The organism is Paenibacillus sp. sptzw28 (assembly GCF_019550795.1).
Taxonomy (GTDB): domain Bacteria; phylum Bacillota; class Bacilli; order Paenibacillales; family Paenibacillaceae; genus Paenibacillus_Z.
Window position 1 is genome coordinate 4,997,552 of record NZ_CP080545.1, and the last position, 19,889, is coordinate 5,017,440.

Annotated in this window: 16 protein-coding genes; 3 read left to right on the plus strand and 13 right to left on the minus strand. The window is 48.3% G+C overall.

Going from position 1 to position 19,889, the window contains the following annotated elements:
* Positions 1 to 22 precede the first annotated feature (22 nt).
* The 9 genes from KZ483_RS22950 to KZ483_RS22990 all read right to left on the minus strand — a co-directional run bounded on the left by KZ483_RS22950 (position 23) and on the right by KZ483_RS22990 (position 9,554).
* Positions 23 to 1,051 carry a glycosyltransferase gene (locus KZ483_RS22950; protein WP_220349885.1) on the minus strand — a complete coding sequence of 343 codons (1,029 nt, stop codon included), beginning with the start codon at positions 1,049 to 1,051 and terminating at the stop codon, positions 23 to 25.
* Between the two features lie 34 nt (positions 1,052 to 1,085).
* Positions 1,086 to 2,228 (minus strand): glycosyltransferase family 4 protein, encoded by a 1,143-nt coding sequence (locus KZ483_RS22955; protein WP_220349886.1) that lies wholly within the window; start codon positions 2,226 to 2,228, stop codon positions 1,086 to 1,088.
* A gap of 28 nt (positions 2,229 to 2,256) precedes the next feature.
* A complete protein-coding gene (locus KZ483_RS22960) occupies positions 2,257 to 4,350 on the minus strand; it encodes a DUF1972 domain-containing protein (RefSeq protein WP_220349892.1) in 2,094 nt (697 codons plus the stop codon).
* A complete protein-coding gene (locus tag KZ483_RS22965; RefSeq protein ID WP_220349893.1) occupies positions 4,347 to 5,462 on the minus strand; it encodes a glycosyltransferase family 4 protein in 1,116 nt (371 codons plus the stop codon). Before KZ483_RS22965 ends, KZ483_RS22960 begins: the two co-directional genes overlap by 4 nt.
* 29 nt (positions 5,463 to 5,491) lie before the next feature.
* Positions 5,492 to 6,190 (minus strand): sugar transferase, encoded by a 699-nt coding sequence (locus tag KZ483_RS22970; protein ID WP_220349895.1) that lies wholly within the window; start codon positions 6,188 to 6,190, stop codon positions 5,492 to 5,494.
* A gap of 23 nt (positions 6,191 to 6,213) precedes the next feature.
* Positions 6,214 to 7,104 (minus strand): UTP--glucose-1-phosphate uridylyltransferase GalU, encoded by an 891-nt coding sequence (galU, locus tag KZ483_RS22975; protein WP_220349896.1) that lies wholly within the window; start codon positions 7,102 to 7,104, stop codon positions 6,214 to 6,216.
* A 244-nt stretch (positions 7,105 to 7,348) separates the two neighbouring features.
* Positions 7,349 to 8,035 carry a CpsD/CapB family tyrosine-protein kinase gene (locus tag KZ483_RS22980; protein ID WP_220349897.1) on the minus strand — a complete coding sequence of 229 codons (687 nt, stop codon included), beginning with the start codon at positions 8,033 to 8,035 and terminating at the stop codon, positions 7,349 to 7,351.
* The gene (locus tag KZ483_RS22985; protein WP_220349898.1) at positions 8,019 to 8,765 is read right to left on the minus strand and encodes a YveK family protein; all 747 of its coding nucleotides are present in this window, start codon (positions 8,763 to 8,765) and stop codon (positions 8,019 to 8,021) included. The genes KZ483_RS22980 and KZ483_RS22985 overlap by 17 nt, the downstream gene beginning before the upstream one ends.
* Before the next feature lie 30 nt (positions 8,766 to 8,795).
* Positions 8,796 to 9,554 (minus strand): tyrosine-protein phosphatase, encoded by a 759-nt coding sequence (locus KZ483_RS22990; RefSeq protein ID WP_220349899.1) that lies wholly within the window; start codon positions 9,552 to 9,554, stop codon positions 8,796 to 8,798.
* Between the two features lie 251 nt (positions 9,555 to 9,805).
* On the opposite strand from KZ483_RS22990, the gene KZ483_RS22995 reads away from it, so the two are divergent.
* Positions 9,806 to 10,174 (plus strand): helix-turn-helix domain-containing protein, encoded by a 369-nt coding sequence (locus tag KZ483_RS22995; protein ID WP_220349900.1) that lies wholly within the window; start codon positions 9,806 to 9,808, stop codon positions 10,172 to 10,174.
* Positions 10,175 to 10,244: 70 nt separating this feature from the next.
* Here KZ483_RS22995 and KZ483_RS23000 read toward each other — a convergent pair whose 3' ends face one another.
* Positions 10,245 to 10,385, minus strand: a complete 141-nt coding sequence (locus KZ483_RS23000; protein ID WP_220349901.1) for a hypothetical protein — start codon at positions 10,383 to 10,385, stop codon at positions 10,245 to 10,247.
* Between the two features lie 713 nt (positions 10,386 to 11,098).
* Entirely contained in the window at positions 11,099 to 15,703 is a 4,605-nt protein-coding gene (gene gltB, locus KZ483_RS23005) for a glutamate synthase large subunit (RefSeq protein ID WP_220349902.1), read from the minus strand.
* 339 nt (positions 15,704 to 16,042) lie between these two features.
* On the opposite strand from gltB, the gene KZ483_RS23010 reads away from it, so the two are divergent.
* On the plus strand, positions 16,043 to 17,401 hold the full coding sequence (locus tag KZ483_RS23010) for an SGNH/GDSL hydrolase family protein (RefSeq protein ID WP_220349903.1): 1,359 nt from the start codon (positions 16,043 to 16,045) through the stop codon (positions 17,399 to 17,401).
* Between the two features lie 138 nt (positions 17,402 to 17,539).
* On the opposite strand, the gene pyrE is transcribed toward KZ483_RS23010, so the two are convergent.
* Both pyrE and KZ483_RS23020 read right to left on the minus strand, forming a co-directional pair.
* Positions 17,540 to 18,073, minus strand: coding sequence for an orotate phosphoribosyltransferase (pyrE, locus tag KZ483_RS23015; protein WP_220349904.1), 534 nt, complete (start codon positions 18,071 to 18,073; stop codon positions 17,540 to 17,542).
* 32 nt (positions 18,074 to 18,105) lie between these two features.
* Positions 18,106 to 18,498 carry a kinase-associated lipoprotein KapB gene (locus KZ483_RS23020; RefSeq protein ID WP_220353627.1) on the minus strand — a complete coding sequence of 131 codons (393 nt, stop codon included), beginning with the start codon at positions 18,496 to 18,498 and terminating at the stop codon, positions 18,106 to 18,108.
* A gap of 256 nt (positions 18,499 to 18,754) precedes the next feature.
* Between KZ483_RS23020 and KZ483_RS23025 the strand changes: the two genes are divergently transcribed.
* Entirely contained in the window at positions 18,755 to 19,870 is a 1,116-nt protein-coding gene (locus tag KZ483_RS23025) for an MGDG synthase family glycosyltransferase (RefSeq protein ID WP_220349905.1), read from the plus strand.
* Positions 19,871 to 19,889: the final 19 nt, after the last annotated feature.

Sequence of the window (19,889 nt, forward strand, 5' to 3'; positions counted from 1 at the left end):
TGACCACCTTTTAGCCCAGACCCTAGTAGGCGCTTTTATATGCACGAAGTGTCAAATCGGAAATTCTCGACCAGTCGAGTTCCTTTAGCTTCTCGTTAAACGCATTGCTGTCACGGAATTTTTCCCGTTTTTCTCTGACCTCAAGCATCGCTTTCCGCAGGCCGTCCTCATCCCCGGCATCGTATAAAACAGCGCAGCCCGGACCCAAATATTCTCTTAACAGCCCTATATCGGGGGCCACGACCGGCTTTGAATACGAAAGCGCGAGTATTGCGGTCCCCGAGGTCGTGATGTCCTTATAAGGAAGAATGATCGAATCGACGATATTGATATAATCGACCAGTTCATTGTCCTCGATATAACCTAAGGACACATGCACATTATCAGTCAGGTGATCAAAAACAGAGACGTCAAAGTCAGCCGAATTCCTGCCGGCAATTAGCAGATGCGATTGTTTGTCACTCACCTCCGCGAAGCTTTTCAGCAGTCTGTCGATTCCTTTGTACGGCGAAATCTGACCGAAGAAAGCATAAATATACGCATCCTCGGGAATGCCGAACTTTTCTCTGACATTGATACCTTTGCTCTTATACACATCCTTATAATGGCCGTGGGGAATAAGCACTACCTTTTGTTCATTTGCGTTAAACAGATTAACTAATTCCGATTTTACCGCATTCCCCATTACGATTTGCTTCGTGCATAAAGATGAAAGCAGCGTCCGCACTATTTTATCGAACTTGTTCTTGCCCGTTGAATGCGGCCACAAATTATGAACGGTCCAAACGACTTTAATACCCTTCATCCTCAAAAAAAATAAAGAGAGCAGAAACGCTGCCGTCTTTATACCGGTTTTAAATATATTGCTGCCTCTATAATGAAAACTTGGCCAATGAAAATGCAATACGTCGCCTTTTTTAATCGTACCGATCTTCTTCTTGCTGAAATGCTCAACTTGAACGCCTTTAGCCTCCAATGAGTCAACCAGCAGCTCAATGTACTTGTTTCCATTCATATACTTCGGCAGCATATATACCTTATATTCGCTCACCTCATAACCATCTCCACTGAAACAAATTCGCAATTCAACTGATCAAATCGTTCTCGCTTGAGCTTGCCAAACCATTCATTGATGTTGCGAAGCTTGGGAGCAATTCTCTTTCTTTGACCAGTACACTTCTCCATAATGAAGAAGTTCTCTTGACCGTATAATGCGCGGTCGCGTTATCGATTGCATTCCTTGACATCTGCTCGAACAACAGCTTATCCTTCTTCAGCTTCAATATAATGCTTTTGATTTCTTCAAATATACCCTCTTCATTCAGTAGGAAGCCGTCCTGCTCATGGGATATGATCGTTTTGGGGCCGATCGATTCAGTCGTTACCGGTACGGCGCCGCATGCCATCGCCTCGATAAGAACGATCCCGAACAGCTCTTCCCAGTTGTGATTCTTAAAGGAAGGGAGAAGCAGCAGATTGGACTCATTATATATGGCTGCCAGTTCTTTAGGGTTTTTGATTTGGCCGTAGTACTTGACATTATCGCTGAGAGAAGCGAGATTCTTAATCTCTTCTTTAAGCGGGCCGTCTCCTACAAACCGCCATTCGATATTGTTCTCACCATGCAGATCGGCGATTAAATCCGTTATCAAGCTGATTCCCTTCTCAGGGATCAACCGGCCAACGTAAACAATAACGAATTTTTCATCCGATTTCTTCGGCTGGGAGAAGAATATATCCTCATTAATACAATGAGGAATGACGGTTGCTCTTTCCGAGTAGCGCGACAATCCTTGAACAACCGGCTTCGTTACCCCGACCACCTGGATATTCGTCAAGAACTTCTCCCACAGCCTCCGCTGCAGATTCATCCGCAGCTTCTTCGGATATTTGGAGAAATCCCAGTACGGCCAGGAGGAATAATACACCGTATTGTGCCTGGTTCTGAGCAGATACAGAAGAAAAATAAACATATCATAAGGCGCTGCGCCTATTATGATACGTTTATTTTTAGTGAATAAGAGATAGATCAGCAAGAACAGGTTGCGCAGGGACCGTTTAACAACAGAGAAGTCTCTCCTGACGATGCCCTTGACAAATTGCCTGACAAAAGTGAACTCGACGGAGACGATATCTTCGTAAAGCTCCTCTTTGTCATTCAAGTAATATAATGCTTCGAAATGTCTTGGCGCCCCGTTCTCATGAATAATATACAGATTATTCTTCATAACATTATTCCCTTCTTTTGGCTAACAATTAAAGAGAACCATGCTTGTTAACGATCGCATCATTCAGCCCTCGATAGATGATTTTGAGCTTCTCCAGCTTTTTGCTTTCAGGCCTGACAACCAGTCTCACATGCTTCTTGAGAAATTTGATGCAGACCCCCACATAAGGGATGAGTCTGTTTACCGGCGAATAGCATTTTCTGATGAAGAAGATACTGTTCCGGATATCGTAGTAGTCGAGTGCGGGCGAGTGATCGTTAAACGAGCTTTTCGTCGAAGCACTGACCTTATGCCATACGATCGATCTCGGTTCGTAGAATACCTTCCAGCCGTATCTTATCGCTCTTCGGCAGAATTCCGTATCTTCATAGTAGAGGAAGAAGTCTTCGTCCAGCACTCCGATCTGTTCAATCATTTTCTTGTTGGCAAGCAGGCTGCATCCGGTAATATAACCGACTTCTTTAACCTCCGAGTACAGCTCGCCTTGAAGATCTTCCTTGTTATAGCCGCTGTGCGAGGACATCCCCAGCTTGTTAATGGCGCCTCCGGCGAACCAGATTCTCTTCGTGCCGTAGAAATAAATTTTCGAGCCGACAATGCCGGTGCCCGGGTTTTCTTTCATCGTTTCGACCAAATAGCTCAGTGCGTCACGGTCCACTATAGTATCATTGTTGATTAGCCATAACAGCTCCGCGCCATCCGCCATAGCCTGCCTGATCGCCACGTTATTCCCGCCGGAGAACCCGACATTGCGCTCCAGCTGGATGAACTTGATGGAAGAAGAATCCTGTTTGTCGATGAACTGCTTCAGCTGCAGTCCGGAATCATTGTAAGAGCAGTTATCAACGACATACAGGTTCATGTTAAAGTAGTTCATCTTCATCAATGAAGTAATGCATTCGATCGTATCGTCGGCGCCGTTAAAATTCACAAGAATAACCCCGACCAGCGGCTCTGCGTTAGCCTTCGCTTCAGCTTCACCCTCTATTGTGCCGCGATAATCGGCGGGCCTGCTGTAGACCAGATTATAATAGGAGGCCGCTACAGCATCCCAGTTATACCTGGCCTTTAACCGTTGTTTCATGCCGTCACTCTGATTTTCCAAACTTATGCTTTCATGAAATTGCGCGGCAAGCTTATCAATGGTAAATTGTTTCCCGTAATCGCCCAACACCTCGCTGCTGAACGGTCCTTCAATCGCAAAGATCCGTTTGCACGTCTGCATCGCTTCCAGCAGCGCCGGGTTAGTCCCTCCGACGGAATTTCCGTGCATGTAACAGTAGGCGCCTTCCCTAAGTGCAGCCAGAACATCCTGATCGTAATTTGCCGGAAAAATTTCTACCCCGCTGGAGCCCGATAACGATTTGATTTGCATCGCATAAGGAGTCTCATCCTTAAACCCGATGATGACCAATTTGTAGCCTTTCTTCCACAGCTCCGATTGCCCGAAAGACACCGCAATCTCATAGGGCAAATTATCAGGTTCAAAGCGCGTGATTTGCAGGAAATATTTATTCGGCTCGACTCCAAATTGCTGCAATATGCGGTCTTTCTTCTCCGGCGGTATATTTCTTGGCTCCGGAGCCCCGTACGGAATAAAATGCGTTTTCTTCATGAAGACCTTTTTATAATATTGCTGAATCGAAATCGAATCCGAAACAAGCGTCCTGCAGAATAAGCTGATGATCAGGGAAGAGAGGAAGTAGTACAGCTTAAACGGCCAGGACCATTTGCCTCTTCTCCACTCAAGCCCGTCGGTATTCACCGCCATCGGAATTCCCGCGATTAGTGTCAGCAGTATGCCGGGAAGGTTTGCATTGTTAAACCAGAACACGAAATCATACTTTTTCCGATTCCGAAGTAGATGAATGCCGGTATTGTAGGACGAAACGAATGTATCCAGCTTTCTTGAGCTGCTTCCTTGTATATATACAAGTTTTCTTCCTTCGTGAGTCTGCGGGTTCGCTTCGTTTTTATTGTTGTCTCTGCAAAAGACATGACAATCGATATTGTTGTCAACGAGCTCTTTCGTTATTTGATCCACTGCCGTTTCAAAACCGCCGTAATTGGCTGGAAGACCCCGAGTCCCGCAGAATGCAACAGACTTTACATGATCATTCATAAAGAACCCTCTTTTACTTTAATATCTTCAATTGCCTCGATATACGAGTCGGCTGCACGGCTCCAAGACCATTTTTTAGATTGTAAAAGACCAAGCTGCTGCATTTTTAATTCCAGCTCCGGGTTATTTAAGACGTTTTCCATTTGATCCGCAATTTGCTCTTCACTGTCCGGGCTGATCAACAGGCCGGCATTGCCGACAATTTCCGGTATTGCTGTGGTGTTAGAAGTAATGACGGGTACACCGGTCGCCATCGCCTCAAGCGGCGGAATGCCGAATCCTTCGGCAAATGTCGGATATACAAACAGCCTCGCCGCACGATAAACGTGAGGTAAATATTCATCATCGATAGAATCGATGATTTTGACGCAATTTTGAAGCCCCAGCTCGTTGATCTTATTAAAAAATTCCTTGAACCCGAAATCCGGTTTCCCGATAATTACGAGAGTGCCGACATCATTCATCCTTTCCTTTAGGCGCTTATAAGCTTTCAATAATTGAATATGATTTTTCCGCGGTTCAATTCTTCCAACGGTTAATATGAAGTCCTTGATTCCGTACTTATCCTGAATTAAATGCCTGGAATAGTCTTTATCATCGATCGTGAATTTACTTAAATCCACTCCGTTGGGCACAATTCGTATTTTCTCTTCCGGCACCCCATACAACCTGACCAATTGGTCTTTGGAATACTTCGACACCGTGTGTATTTGCTTTGCTTGATGAGCCGAGCGTCTTACCAATATTTTGTTTCGTATCACTTCTTGCCGTGTGAAATACTCCGGATGGGTTTCGAATAAAACATCATGGATGGTTACAATCGTGTCGCATGAGACTTTCAGGGGAGTAATATAAGTAGTATGGTACAAGTCAATCTGGAACTCTTTAAGCAAAGGGTTCGTCTCATAAGTCAGTCTTTTCCATTTCGAAGCCGATTTGAAATTAACGTACTCAACATCTTCGCCATATGGATAATCGGAAGCCCAATGTCCAAAGAAATAATACTTTTCGTTACTTTTCCGGGCGACCAATTCACGGTAAAGATTTAATAAGTACGTACGGCTCCCCTGAAATTTCCCTGCGAGTACATGTACGTCTACCCCTAACCTCATACTTCGTTCTCCTTTTCAAAGCCAGTTATCTAGAATGCATCGTTCGTGCCGAACAATACCTTTACCGTCTTCAGTATAATCTTCATATCAAATACAAAGCTTCGTTCCTGTATGTACCTGATGTCGAGTTCAACCATTTGCTTGAAGCTGAGGTTGTTACGTCCGCTTACTTGCCATAAGCCCGTGCAGCCTGGTTTAACCAACAAACGCTTCTTATCATATTTCGTATATTCCTCAACCTCGCGTGGAAGCGGCGGTCTCGGACCGACCAGGCTCATATCGCCCTTAAGCACGTTCCACAGCTGAGGTAGCTCGTCAATGCTTGTTTTCCGGATAAACCTGCCGATTCGGGTTATTCTCGGATCCTCTTTCATCTTAAACATAGCACCGCTTATTTCGTTCTTGTCCAAGAGCTCTTTGAGCAGCTCCTCGGCATTTGTTACCATAGAACGAAATTTATACATTTTGAATTCTTTCTCATTCTTCCCTACTCTCTTCTGATAAAAGAAGATCGGTCCCTTCGGATCTTCGATTTTTATCAGAATTGCAATAAGAATAAAGAGCGGAAGCAGAAGCGCGATTCCCGCAGCGGCACCGATAATATCGGTCGCCCGTTTCGCCATCAAGTACAATACGAACCTTTTGGGTTTCTTCATGTCGTAGGTTGAAGATATAAAGTTTCCATCCAGCAATAACTCGCCTTCGTTCCTTTGCGGAGACAAACTCATCTCACTCACCCCTATCGTCAAAATTAAGAATGGTATTTCTTCAACTGCTCATTTTCCAGAATTTCCTCTAATGCCGTTAGTAAAGGCATCCTCAATTCATTGTTCAGCAGCGCAAAATCAAGCATTGTTGTGATGAAGCCCAGCTTTTCCCCGACATCGTAACGTTTACCGTCGAAATCGTATGCGTAAACGCCCTGCTGTTCATTTAATCTTTGAATGGCATCCGTGAGCTGGATCTCCCCGCCGGCTCCTTCTTCCTGCATCTCTAAAAACTCAAAAATCTCCGGGGTCAGCACATATCTTCCCATAATCGCCAAATTTGAAGGGGAGCTTCCTAGTTTCGGCTTCTCAATAAATTGTCTGACCTGATACAGCTTTCCGATCGATTCTACCGGATCGACAATACCGTAACGCTCGGTTTGCTCAATCGACACGGCTTGGACGCCTATCACTGAGCGCTGAACCTGCTCATATTGCTCCATCAGCTGTCTCGTACACGGTACTTCGGCAACAACAATATCGTCCCCGAGAAGCACTGCGAACGGTTCATCTCCAATAAATTTGCGGGCACACCAGACGGCGTGGCCAAGTCCCTTTGGTTCCTTCTGCCTGATATAATGAATATCCACATTTGATGACTTTTGCACCTCGCCGAGCAGCTCCATCTTTCCTTTTTCGAGCAAGCTGTGTTCAAGTTCAAATGCGATATCAAAGTGATCCTCGATGGCTCTCTTCCCTTTACCGGTTACGATAATGATATCTTCGATGCCTGATTCAATCGCTTCTTCCACGATGTATTGAATAGTCGGCTTGTCTACGATGGGCAGCATTTCCTTGGGCATTGCTTTTGTTGCGGGGAGAAATCTTGTTCCTAATCCAGCCGCCGGGATAATCGCTTTTCTTACTTTCTTCATCACTCACACACCCTATCCTGTTTATTCTCTACATCTGTCTTAATCGCTGTGTAAAAAAACGAGCTATGCTTTTCATTCAACTAAAAAGCATAGCTCGTTTTTTTAAAATGATAGGGCATCAAACCCCTCCTCACATCACACCCTTGACGATTAACGTCTAAGGCTAATAATAGCCCACAGCGTGACCGAGTGCCTACATGTGATAAAGGTTCAGTAGACATCACCTACAGCCGGTGGCTGTGGTTTATTCATTACTGCTGTAAATATAATGCTTACCTTCAGCCTTGGAGTTCACCTTGTTGTTCAGAACAACACCCAGAACTCTAGCTTTCACATGTTCCAAGCTTGCTTTTGCTTTCTTAACCAGGTCCTTCTTCACTTTTCCCGCGTGAACGACCAGAATGACGCCGTCACACATCGAGGACACGACAAGGCCGTCGGTTACAGGCAGGATCGGCGGTGTGTCAAACAAGATAATGTCATACATACTTTTCAATTCTTCCATTATTTGTTGCATCTTATTTGATCCAAGTATTTCTGACGGGTTAGGCGGTATTGGACCGGATGTCATAATAGACAGATTATTCACACTTACATCGCGAATGACTTCCGATATATGATGCTGATTGAGCAGCACGCTTGTAAGTCCAACCCGATTCGACTGCTGGAAAGCGTAGTGTAAAGAAGGATTACGAAGATCCGCATCTATTAGCAGGACCGCTTTTCCTTCTTGCGCATAAGCAACGGCCAAGTTCGAGACCGTTGTCGTTTTCCCTTCGCCCGAACAAGCGGATGCTACCATTAATACTTTCATTTGCTCATCAAGGCAGGAAAACTGAATATTTGTTCGAAGCGATCGATAAGCCTCTGAAACCGGTGACTTGGGATTAACAATCGTAATCAAATTGTTCGTTTTATTTTGCCGAGACATATGTGCCCTCACCTACCTGTTTATCGGATACACGCGATCTGCCTGGTTGCAGCTCTGTTTTATTCAGTTTCGCGATTTGGGCCAGCACTGGAAGCTCAAGCATCTGTTCAACGTCTTGCTCCGTCTTGATCGAGTCATCGAGATAATCCAGCAGGAATACAAGCCCGATCGCCAGCATCAAAGATACGATAAAGCTGAGCAGTATATTAATGATAGGATTTCCGTTTATAGGGCCGGGTTCAGCATTGAGCTTCGCTTCCGATAGAATCGTGACGTTATTGACATTCATTATGCTTGGAATTTCATTCTTGAAAACAGTTGCTACTGCATTTACAACCTCAGCAGCCCTGTCGTATGAAGTATCCGTAGCCGATATATCCATCACCTGGGACCCTTTGGCGGAGCTTACAGACAGCATGCTGCCGATACGTTCCGGGGAAGCCTTGATATCCGGGTATTTGGCAGAAACCTTATCCAATATAGCCGACGAATTAATAATCTCTATATAAGAATTTATGAGCATTATATTGGTTTCCACACTGCCAAGATCCATCTGCTGCTTTCCATCAACTTGTATAGATTTATTTACGATCAGCTTCGCGGAGGCGCTATACACCGGACTCGTGAACATAAAGCTCTTTATACCGGTAAGAACACAGGCGATAATGACAATTGCAGCAATTAACAAAAACCTTTTTCGAATGATTTTTAAATATTGTTTCAGTTCCACTTGGTTTGCCTCCATTTATGTCTATTTGGATTACCAAAATAACAATTTTTTTCTAGGTGGAATCGGCTCGTAACAGATAATCTCATTGTTCCTAAGTATGTGACCGGCGTTGCTTTGATACATCTGCACGTATTCTTCTCCTAATGCTGCGCTTATGTTTTGATAGGCCTCTTGTAAGAAAAACGTCCTGCGGAAACAATTATGGGCATCAGAAGCAATGAAATGTATCATCTTGCTGCGGCAAAGCTTCAAGGACTGTTTTCTGATTTGCCTTCCAAACAATCCTGCTACTGACTGAGCAGTAAGCTGACAGAGCGCCCCTTGATGAATGTATGGAATGAGCAAGTGCGGGGATGTAATGATTTCAGCATTCCGCTCGGGATGAGCGATAACCGGCACCAATCCGCGAATAATAAATTCGTGTATAATGTCACCCAGGTACCGGGGGATATGTGACGACGGAAGCTCTAGCAAAATATAGCGGCTGCCGGCAAGTGTGCATAAGTTTCCTCGTTCCCATTCTTCGATCAGTTCTTGGTAAACTCGAATCTCCTGCCCCGTGTGAACCGTAAGGGGTATTCCCTCCTCAATCAAACTGTCGTTGAAGGCTAGAACGGCTTGTCGTATTGAGTTTGACGGGTTTTCATATGCGCCGTTAGCATGATGCGGCGTAGCTATGATTGTGTCGATACCCTGCATGACGGCGATGCGAGCCATCTCCAACGCCTCAGCCTTAGTTCTTGCACCATCATCGACTAGTGGGAGAATATGACAATGAATTTCAATCATCGCTGTCACCTTAATCCAACATTTTGTCAAGCACTGTAGACAAGCATGAATATATAGTACAATTTGTGGTTAAGATGAATAATGTGTATGATACGATATGTATCAATTTCAGTTTTTACTTTACGATACAGAACGTAACATGTCAAGGCCTTTTTCATAGTTTTTACAAGATTGCGACGTTTTGTTGCATAGCATGCAATTGTAAGCGTTTCGTATTAATATGTTGTTATGGTTAGTTTAGGAGGCGTATTATGAACATTGGTAGCCGCATTGCAAAATTGAGGGAGGATCGGGGGTGGACTCAAGAACAGACAGCAGCATCACTCGGAATTTCTCGCGCTGCCCTATCCCATTATGAGAAAAACCGTAGAGAACCGGACACGGATACACTTTCGAAGTTTGCCGACCTGTTCCATGTCTCTGTCGACTACCTGGTCGGTCGAACCAATTCTCCTCAGGTAACCTTGGATGAACCGATTAGGGAATTTGTCGATCAATTGGAGCTAGCCGACGAGGAATTGTTAAAAAAATTCGATTTAACAATAGATGGCCGGAAATTATCCGCAGACGAAGCGCGACGTTTCATTGCTTTCGTACGTGCGGAGAGAATGATGAATTAGTGCTACACTCCGAAACAAAACCATAGTGCGGCAAATTGCCGGCTATGGTTTTGTCTAATTTTGGGGCTATTTATGATTTGCTTGGAGGGAATAAATCGTAAGGCCACCTTGAACGATTAATACCAAGTTGTTCCAGTATCGTAAATATATCAAGCTCCTGCGACTTGCGCTCTTCCAGCTCTTCTTCCGAATGCTGCTCATTTGTTTTCATATTCTCCGACTCCTAATCTCTCTTGTTTTTTCCAAGACGGTATAAAACCGCTACCCGCGAAAAACATTCCTCGACCGATTTGCCGGAAACATGACGACCTACAACTTAGCACACCTTATTTATATGATTCGTAGCCCCCCCCCCCCGATTATGGCCATGGACGGAAAGAAATCTCTGCAAAGTTTCTATCCGTGTCCGTATCACCAAGTGGAGCCGGCCGCTTATTTTATGTATTAATTTCCTAATTAGACTTATTAAGGGAATAAATGAGTAAAAGAAAAGGAGAGGAAACCAGCTATTTGCAGTTTATAAGTCTATTCTTAAGAATAACTCAAAACAAGATTCATTCTCTTCACAGAAGGCATTTCCTCGTACTGCCATTTCGATTGATCGATCCCCATTTGTTCCAATAATAATTTAACGTCAATTTCTTTTGGCTTTGATCGTGTCAAATTCATAATGATCTTCTCGGATGCTTCCTTCATTGGCTCCACTCCCTAATTTTTATCTCTCTGGGCAACTGTTGCTATTATAGCGAATTCAAACCGCAAAGTATGTCGAAGGTTGCGGGCCGGAGGACACAATCTTTTTGTTTTTTTGTCGGTTTTTGAAAATTGCAGACTTTTGCATATTTATATCCGTAGAACTATTTTATTTAAAAAAATAACCCGAAAATCCTGTATGGACTTTCGGGCTTTCGATGTGTTTTTATTTTAGTTCCCGCCTACACGGGCCAGCTCCTTCATATTCGCTTCAAACGCTGCAAGCAGCGCATCATCTCCGGCAAGACCGGACTGCTCCATTTTCTCAATTTGCTCGAGCATCCGTTTATAGTCCTTCGGAATAACCTTCACGAATTTGGAGAGGGACGATTCCCAATCGGATAATACCCTGTCTCCGACCGCACTTCCCGTATTTTGTACGTGGCGCTCGATCATACCGCGCAATTCGGCCGTTTCGCCCGCAGTCTCCACACGTTCCAGCAGTACCATTTCGAGATTACAGTGCTTGTAGAAGTCGCCCGACTCATCGAGTACGTATGCGACACCACCCGACATTCCCGCTGCGAAGTTACGCCCTGTAGAGCCGAGAATGACGACGCGACCGCCTGTCATGTACTCGCAGCCATGATCGCCGACACCTTCGACTACGACTTTCACGCCGGAATTCCGTACGGCGAAACGTTCGCCGGCAATACCGCGAATGTATGCTTCGCCGTTTGTTGCCCCGTAGAACGCCGTGTTGCCGATAATAACGTTCTCTTCGGCTTTGAAGGTTGATTTCGGCGAAGGAGCCACAATGATTTTACCGCCGGATAGTCCCTTGCCTACATAGTCGTTCGAGTCGCCTTCGAGCGATAGGGTAATCCCCTTTGGCACGAACGCGCCGAAGCTTTGCCCCGCCGAGCCGACAAAGTGGAAGGAAATCGTATCCTCCGGTAGACCTTTTGCCCCATAACAGCGGGTCACTTCACTACCCACAATCGTACCGACTACGCGGTTGATATTGTGGATTGGAAGTGTCGCCCGTACCTGCTCTCCGCTCTCAAGCGCCGGTCTGGCAAGCGGAAGCAGCTTCTGCATATCAAGCGATTCCTCGAGCTTGTGATCCTGCTCCTGAACGCAGTACCGGACAGCGTCCTGAGGAAGCTCCGCTTGGTGAAGCAGTCCGGTAAGGTCGATCCCTTTGAGCTTGTAATGCTCGACCAGCGTCTTCGTGTGAAGACGATCGACTCGCCCGACCATTTCCGTAATGGTACGGAAACCGAGCTGAGCCATAATTTCACGCAGCTCTTGTGCCACGAACAGCATGTAATTCACCACATGGCCCGGATCGCCCATGAACTTCTTGCGCAGGTCGGGATTTTGCGTCGCCACTCCCACCGGACATGTGTCGAGCTGGCAGACACGCATCATGACGCATCCGAGAACAACAAGCGGAGCCGTCGAAAATCCGAATTCTTCAGCGCCCAGCAAAGCGGCGATTGCAAGGTCGCGTCCGTTCATTATTTTGCCGTCCGTTTCAACAACGACACGGTCGCGAAGATTGTTGAGCATAAGTGTTTGATGCGTTTCCGCAAGGCCCAGCTCCCACGGCATACCCGCGTGACGGATGGATGCCAGCGGCGAGGCCCCGGTTCCGCCGTCGTAGCCGCTTATAAGGATTACATCGGCACGGCCTTTGGCCACGCCTGCGGCAATCGTTCCGACACCCACTTCGGAAACCAGCTTCACATTAATCCGCGCGCGAGGATTCGCGTTCTTCAGATCATGGATAAGCTCCGCCAAGTCCTCGATCGAGTATATATCATGGTGCGGCGGCGGCGAGATGAGACCGACACCAGGCGTTGAGCCGCGTACCTCGGCGACCCAAGGATACACTTTGCGTCCCGGCAGCTGTCCGCCTTCGCCGGGCTTTGCGCCCTGCGCCATTTTGATTTGAATTTCATCCGCGTTAACAAGGTAGTTGCTCGTAACGCCGAAACGTCCGGAAGCGACCTGTTTGATGGCGCTGCGGCGGGAATCGCCGTTGCTGTCCGGGATGAAGCGCGCCGGATCTTCTCCGCCTTCGCCGGTATTCGATTTGCCGCCAATGCGGTTCATCGCGATAGCGAGCGATTCATGTGCTTCTTTGCTGATCGAACCGAAGGACATCGCGCCGGTTTTGAACCGTTTGACGATAGATTCCACCGACTCGACTTCTTCAAGAGGCACCGGTTCGGCGCTGAATTTGAAGTCAAGGAGCGATCGAAGCGTCAGATGCTTCTTATCCTCACCCTGGACCAGTTCGGAAAACTTCTTGTAAAGCTTGTAATCGTTCGAACGAGAAGCCATTTGCAGCGTATGAATCGTCTGAGGGCTGAATAAATGGTCTTCTCCGTCTTTACGCCATTGATATTCACCGCCGGAGTCAAGCTCCTTCTCGGCGCCTTCCTGCTCCGCAAATGCCCGGTTATGATGTGCAAGATTCTCCTGCGCAATAACATCAAGGCCGATGCCGCCGATACGGGACGGCGTCCACGTGAAGTACTCGTCCACGAGCTCTTCCTTGAGACCGACCGCTTCGAAAATTTGTGCGCCCCGGTATGATTGAATCGTTGAAATACCCATTTTGGATAGAATTTTGACGATGCCTTTAGTTGCAGCTTTAATGAAGTTTTTAACCGCTTTCTCATGTGTAATGCCTCTCAGCATGCCTTGGCGGATCATATCGTCCAGCGTTTCGAATGCCAGATACGGGTTCACCGCACTCACGCCATAACCGAGCAGCAGTGCAAAATGATGCACTTCGCGCGGTTCGCCGGATTCCAGAAGCAGGCTTACCTTAGTGCGTGAGCCTTCGCGTATCAGATGGTGATGCAGGGCTGAAATTGCCAGCAGCGCCGGAATCGCAGCATTCTCGCGATCGATTCCCCGGTCGGACAGGATTAATATATTATGGCCTTTGGCGATAACGCGGTCGGCCGCTTCACACATTTGGTTAATCGCCGCACGCATTCCCGCTTCGCCTTCGGCCGCGTGGAACAAGATCGGCAGCGTAATGGCTTTGAAGCCGGGACGGCGCACATGCCGCAGCTTCGCGAATTCTTCGTTCGACAGTACCGGCGATGCCAGCTTGATGTGTCGGCAGCTCTCCGGCTCCGGATTGAGCAAATTGCGCTCAGGTCCGAGCGTCGTGCCGGTCGCCGTGATAATTTCCTCGCGAATCGCGTCGATCGGCGGGTTCGTAACTTGAGCGAACATCTGCTTAAAGTAGCTGTACAGACGCTGCGGACGTTCGGACAGAACCGCGAGCGGAGCGTCGTAGCCCATCGAAGCGATCGGCTCTACGCCGCTGCCCGCCATCGGCTCAAGCACTTTGCGCAAGTCCTCGAATGTATAGCCGAAAGCTTGCTGACGCTGTTGAACCGTTGCATGATCCGGTTCAGGCAATTCCGGCGCGTCCGGCAAATCGTCAAGACCGACAAGATGCTCATCGAGCCATTCGCGGTACGGATGCTCTGCAGCGATTTGCGCTTTCACTTCTTCGTCCGATATGATGCGGCCTTCTTTGGTGTCGACAAGCAGCATCCGGCCAGGACGGAGACGGTCTTTGTATAAAATATTTTCAGGCTCGACAGGAACCGTACCGGCTTCCGAGCCGAGAATGATCACATCGTCCTTCGTTACATAATAACGTGCCGGTCGAAGTCCGTTCCGGTCAAGGATTGCGCCGATCTGCGTCCCATCGGTGAACGCCATTGCGGCAGGTCCGTCCCACGGCTCCATTAATGTACTGTGGTATTCGTAGAACGCTTTCTTCTCGTCACTCATTCCTTCGTGGTTGGACCACGGCTCCGGAACCATCATCATGGCCGCATGAGGCAGCGAGCGGCCGGAGAGGAACAGGAATTCAAGCGTATTGTCGAACATCGCCGTATCGGAACCGTCCGGATTGATGATTGGTTTAATTTTCTCCATATCTTCGCCGAATAATTCGCTCTCGCACAGCGTTTGCCGCGCATGCATCCAGTTGACGTTGCCGCGCAGCGTATTGATCTCGCCGTTATGGATCAAATAACGGTAAGGGTGCGCGCGCTCCCAGCTCGGGAACGTGTTCGTCGAAAAACGCGAGTGTACGAGCGCAATCGCGGTATCGACCGCCTCATCGCTCAGATCGAGATAGAACGAACGGACCTGTTCCGTCGTCAGCATTCCTTTGTATACGATCTTCTTGCTGGACATGCTGGAGAAATAAAAGCTGTCCGCACCTTCCAGTCCGGAGTAGCGTATCGCATGCTCCGCACGTTTGCGGATTACATACAGCTTGCGTTCGAAGGCCAGTTCGTCCTTAAGTCCGGCATTCTTGCCGATAAACACTTGACGCACGAACGGCTTCACCGATTTGGCGGAATCGCCAAGCTTCTCATCATTGGTCGGAACCGTGCGCCAGCCGATCAACGTCTGGCCTTCCTCGCGAATGACGGCTTCCAGCTCGGACTCATGCCTGCCGCGAACCGTTTCATCCTGCGACAAGAACAGCATGCCTACCGCATACTCTCCGCTTGCCGGCAGTTCAATTCCGAGCCCCTTAAGCTCACGGGCGAAAAAGGCGTGCGGAAGCTGCAGCATAATTCCCGCTCCGTCACCCGTGTTAGGCTCGCTGCCTTGGCCGCCGCGGTGTTCCATATTCTCAAGCACCTTAAGCGCCTGTTGAATAATGGTATGCGATTTTCTCCCCTTGATGTTAGCCACAAAGCCCATGCCGCAGGCATCCTTCTCGAACTGCGGGTCATACAGGCCTTGCTTCGGCGGCAACCCAAAACGATTCTCTTTCATTTCGTGCAACCTTTCTATGAGAAATTTGTGAGTAGCTTACGTTAAGAAGTTCGACTTCATTTTTCCCCTGTTATCGCTTAGAATGGTAAATAATGCGTAAGAATACAGCATAACAAACCGGCGAAAAATGAACAAGAGAAAAGACACTGGAAACGGCTGGTCTCATGCCGGAATCTTCAGCATCATTCGGTAAAACAGCCAAGAATACCGATTTTCGTTATTATATTATTTTAACATCACCCCATAATGATATCAATTTAATATTTTTATGATCGCGATAAGAGATCTTTAACGGCAGACGGGTACTTTCCTACAGTTTATCAAAAGGATGTGAAAGCGTTGTATAGCAACATAAGGAAATCGCGATTTGCGGCCGGTATACTGGCTGCGGCCCTGCTTGGCGGGAGCATGAATTCCGCAGCGGCTGCCTCGGATGCCCACGGCGGAACGAAAATGACCGGTCCATCCGCATATAATCTGCTTCAGCCGGTTCTCCCGGCTTATTCGACGCAGGCTGAGGACACAAGCAAAACACTGCATATCGTTGCGGTCGGCGATTCACTCACAGTTGGCTATGAGAACGGAATGAGCGCGCAATCGGTCCCGTACGGGTACGCTGAACGCGTATATGAGCAGGCGCTTTACCACGGGCGCGCGGAGATGGAGAACTACGGGGTGCTCGGCTTGAAATCGGGCGGACTTCAGAATTGGCTGGATGCGGCGGAGAGAGGGACTAGCGTGACTGCCGATGGGGTGCAGCCCAATCTATCGAAATACCCGCTTGCCGAGGATACGATTGCCAAATCAGCCGATCTGCGCACGGCTCTGGAGCAGGCGGGTCTCGTCGTGATGACAATAGGCGGGAACGATTTTTTGACCTTATTCGATGAGTTGAAGGGCCGTTCAATGTCGCCGGGCGAGATCAAGACATGGATCGATTCGATGATGGTTACGTACAAATCTTCGTTGGAAGCTTCGGTACGCGCTATAGCGGCTATAAATTCGAAGACTCAAATCGTATTTGCCGACCAATACCTTCCGGTTCCAAAGCCTTCGAAGCTGAATAAAGCGGTGACGGAAGAACAGTATGCAGTGCTTCAGGCGGCGATAAAACAGCTTCGCGATTTGAATGAATCGGTCGCTGCCGAGTTCCGCGGACAAGGGTTTACCGTTAAAGCGGTCGATGTATCGGAGCCATTCGCGGGCAAGGAGCTTGCCTATACCACCATCCTGCAGGGAGATATTCACCCGAAGCAGGCGGGCTACGAGCAGATCGGCAAGGCGTTCGCCCTTGGCATCTGGGGCGAGCACCGTGAGCCGGCGGCGCTTTCGCAAGGCGTTCCGCTCCGCGTCATTGTAAACGGCAAACAAGTGAGCGGCACGAACAAGCCCGTGCTCAAAAACAACACGACCTATTTGCCGATGCGCGATATCGCTAATGCCTTGAACGCCGGACTTTCATGGGACGGAAAGACGCAAACCGCAACAATCCGGGCGAACGGCAAGCAAGTCTCCTTCACCATCGGAGCCAAATCAATGAAAGTGAACGGCGAGGACGTTCCCCTGGATACGCCGGCGTACCTGGAGAAATCCGGCGGTTCCTCCGTGACCTATTTGCCGCTTGCGGCCTTGTCCAAAGGGCTCGGCTATCAAGTGGTTTACCGGAAACCGATTCAGACCGTCTTTATCAACTCTTAGGCTTATCGCGCACTTCGTGCTTGGATCTATGCAGTGAAAACTTATACTTGCTTATCATATTTCGAAAAAAAAGAAACCTGCCGCGCCAGCTACTGCGCTGCAGGTTTCTTTCCGCATCGGACAGGAAGAGATTGGCGGCTAGGACTGCCGCCCCAGCTCGGTAAGCTCCTCCATCGTATACAAAGCATGCAGCCGCAGACCGATTTCCTCCAATCGCTTGCGTCCTTCCGGGCTTCTAAGGATAACGCAGATCACGTCTTCCACTATCGCTCCCGCCTCGCGCAATTCACTGACGCTCATAATGATTTGACCTCCGGACGTGACTACATCCTCGATCACGCATACCCGCTTCCCCGCGATGTCGGCTCCTTCCGCCAGCTTGCAAGTACCGTATTCCTTCGCTTTCTTGCGCACGAACGCCGAAGGAATGTTCGTCTCCATGGATAATGCAGCGGCGAGCGGAATGGCGCCCATTTCAAGGCCGGCAAGCACCTCCGTGCCAACCGGTATGCGAGTGGAAAGCTCCCATGCGATCGCGCCCAGCAGCCGGGGGTCCGATTCAAACCTGTATTTATCGAAATATTCATGTGACACTTGTCCGGAACGCAGCGTAAACGTACCTGTCATATGTGAAACCGCATAAATTTCCTTTGCCAATATTTCACGTTCCATAATCCGCCGCCTCCCTCTCAACATGCCGTGGTTTACTTATATTCGCGCTCCAGCTGCTCCAGCTGCGACAACCCTCGCTCGGCCCATCTTTTCAAACGGTCCAGTGCTTCCATCTCGGCGGCCAACGCCTCCTGGAGAGACTCTTTGTACGGTTTCACTTCACCCCGGTAAGGCTCCATATCGCCGAGCGGAATATTGGCTTTCTCAGTGTAGCTCAGCGCCCTTCGTTCATGAAACATAGGCACATCGGGGTTATACGGGTTGTGCAAATCTCCTTGCTCGGGGTGCTTGAGAACGGATAATACCTTCACCAGTGCGCGAGGACCCGAGGCTTCCATTACTTCGCCTACATACTCGCCGGTTTTGTAGCGCATGGCTACGAGAGTACCTGTTTCCGGTACAAAAGTTTCACGAACCTGCATCATTTTCACGCTCCAATTTATCCATATCGCGAGATGTATAAGCCTGCTGACCCGAATTGTCTTTTACCTATTTTTTAGCATAAATTAAGGAGGCAATGACCGCAAGTCCGAATTGCAATCTTGTTTTGATCGGGGTTGCGTCGTAATATGGTAAAGAGAGAATTTTTATAAAGACTCAGGGCTCGGCGCAGGTTGTTTTGCAGCCTCCCGGAAGACAGCCCGGTATAGATTGTCCATGTGGTCAGAAAAGGGTGAGAAGATGCGTAAGAAAAGAGTGCTTCTGCTCTCTGAGGGGTTCGGTTCCGGACATACCCAAGCCGCATATGCGCTCGCAGTCGGGCTTCGCGCGCTTAATCCAGGCATATCGACTCGTGTAATCGAGCTTGGTAAGTTTTTGAACCCCGTGATTGGACCTTTGATCGTATCCGCATACCGCAAAACAGTCAGCAAACAGCCGAAGCTCGTCGGCATCGTATATCGCAGACAATATAAGAAATCGTTAAACCGGTTCGCTCAGCTTGCGCTTCACCGTATCTTTTATACGCACACATCACAAGTGATTTCACAATTGAAGCCGGACTTGATCGTTTGTACGCATCCCGTTCCGAACGCGGTCGTCTCGCGTCTGAAGCGGCTTGGACTCAATGTACCCTTATACACGCTTATTACCGATTATGACGCACATGGAACGTGGACCAGCTCCGAGGTCAATAAATATCTGGTTTCAACAGCATCGGTGAGGAAAAAGCTCATGGACCGGGGCATTCCTTCCAGCCGTATTGAGGTTACCGGAATTCCTGTGCACCCCAATTTCTGGCAGACACACGACAAAATCGAGCTTCAGACGCAATTCGATTTGAAGCCGATGCCGACAGTGCTTATTATGGGCGGCGGCTGGGGCATTATGTACAGCGATAATCTGCTCGAGTACATGACCCGCTGGCGGGACCGGGTCCAGCTCATTTATTGCGTCGGCAGCAACGACAAATCGCGTGAGAAAATGCTTGCCGATCCTCATTTCCAGCACCCGAACATTAAGGTTCTCGGCTTTACCCGCGATATTAACAAGCTGATGGACCTCTCCGATCTGCTGATTACGAAACCGGGCGGCATGACCTGCACCGAAGGACTCAGCAAGGGAATTCCAATGCTGTTCTATGAGCCGATTCCAGGCCAGGAAGAAGTGAACTGTGAATATTTCGTTGAAAGCGGCTTTGGAGAAATGCTGGTTTCCACCGAAACGATCGACCGTTGGTTCGAGCTGATCCAGGAGCCTTACGCATCGGTCCAATACAGACGGAATCTACTGTCGAAGCGCAATCAACAATATAACCCGATGCAATGTTCCCGCGCCGTCCTGCAGTTAATGCAGTGACGGTTTTTTCTTCCCGGTG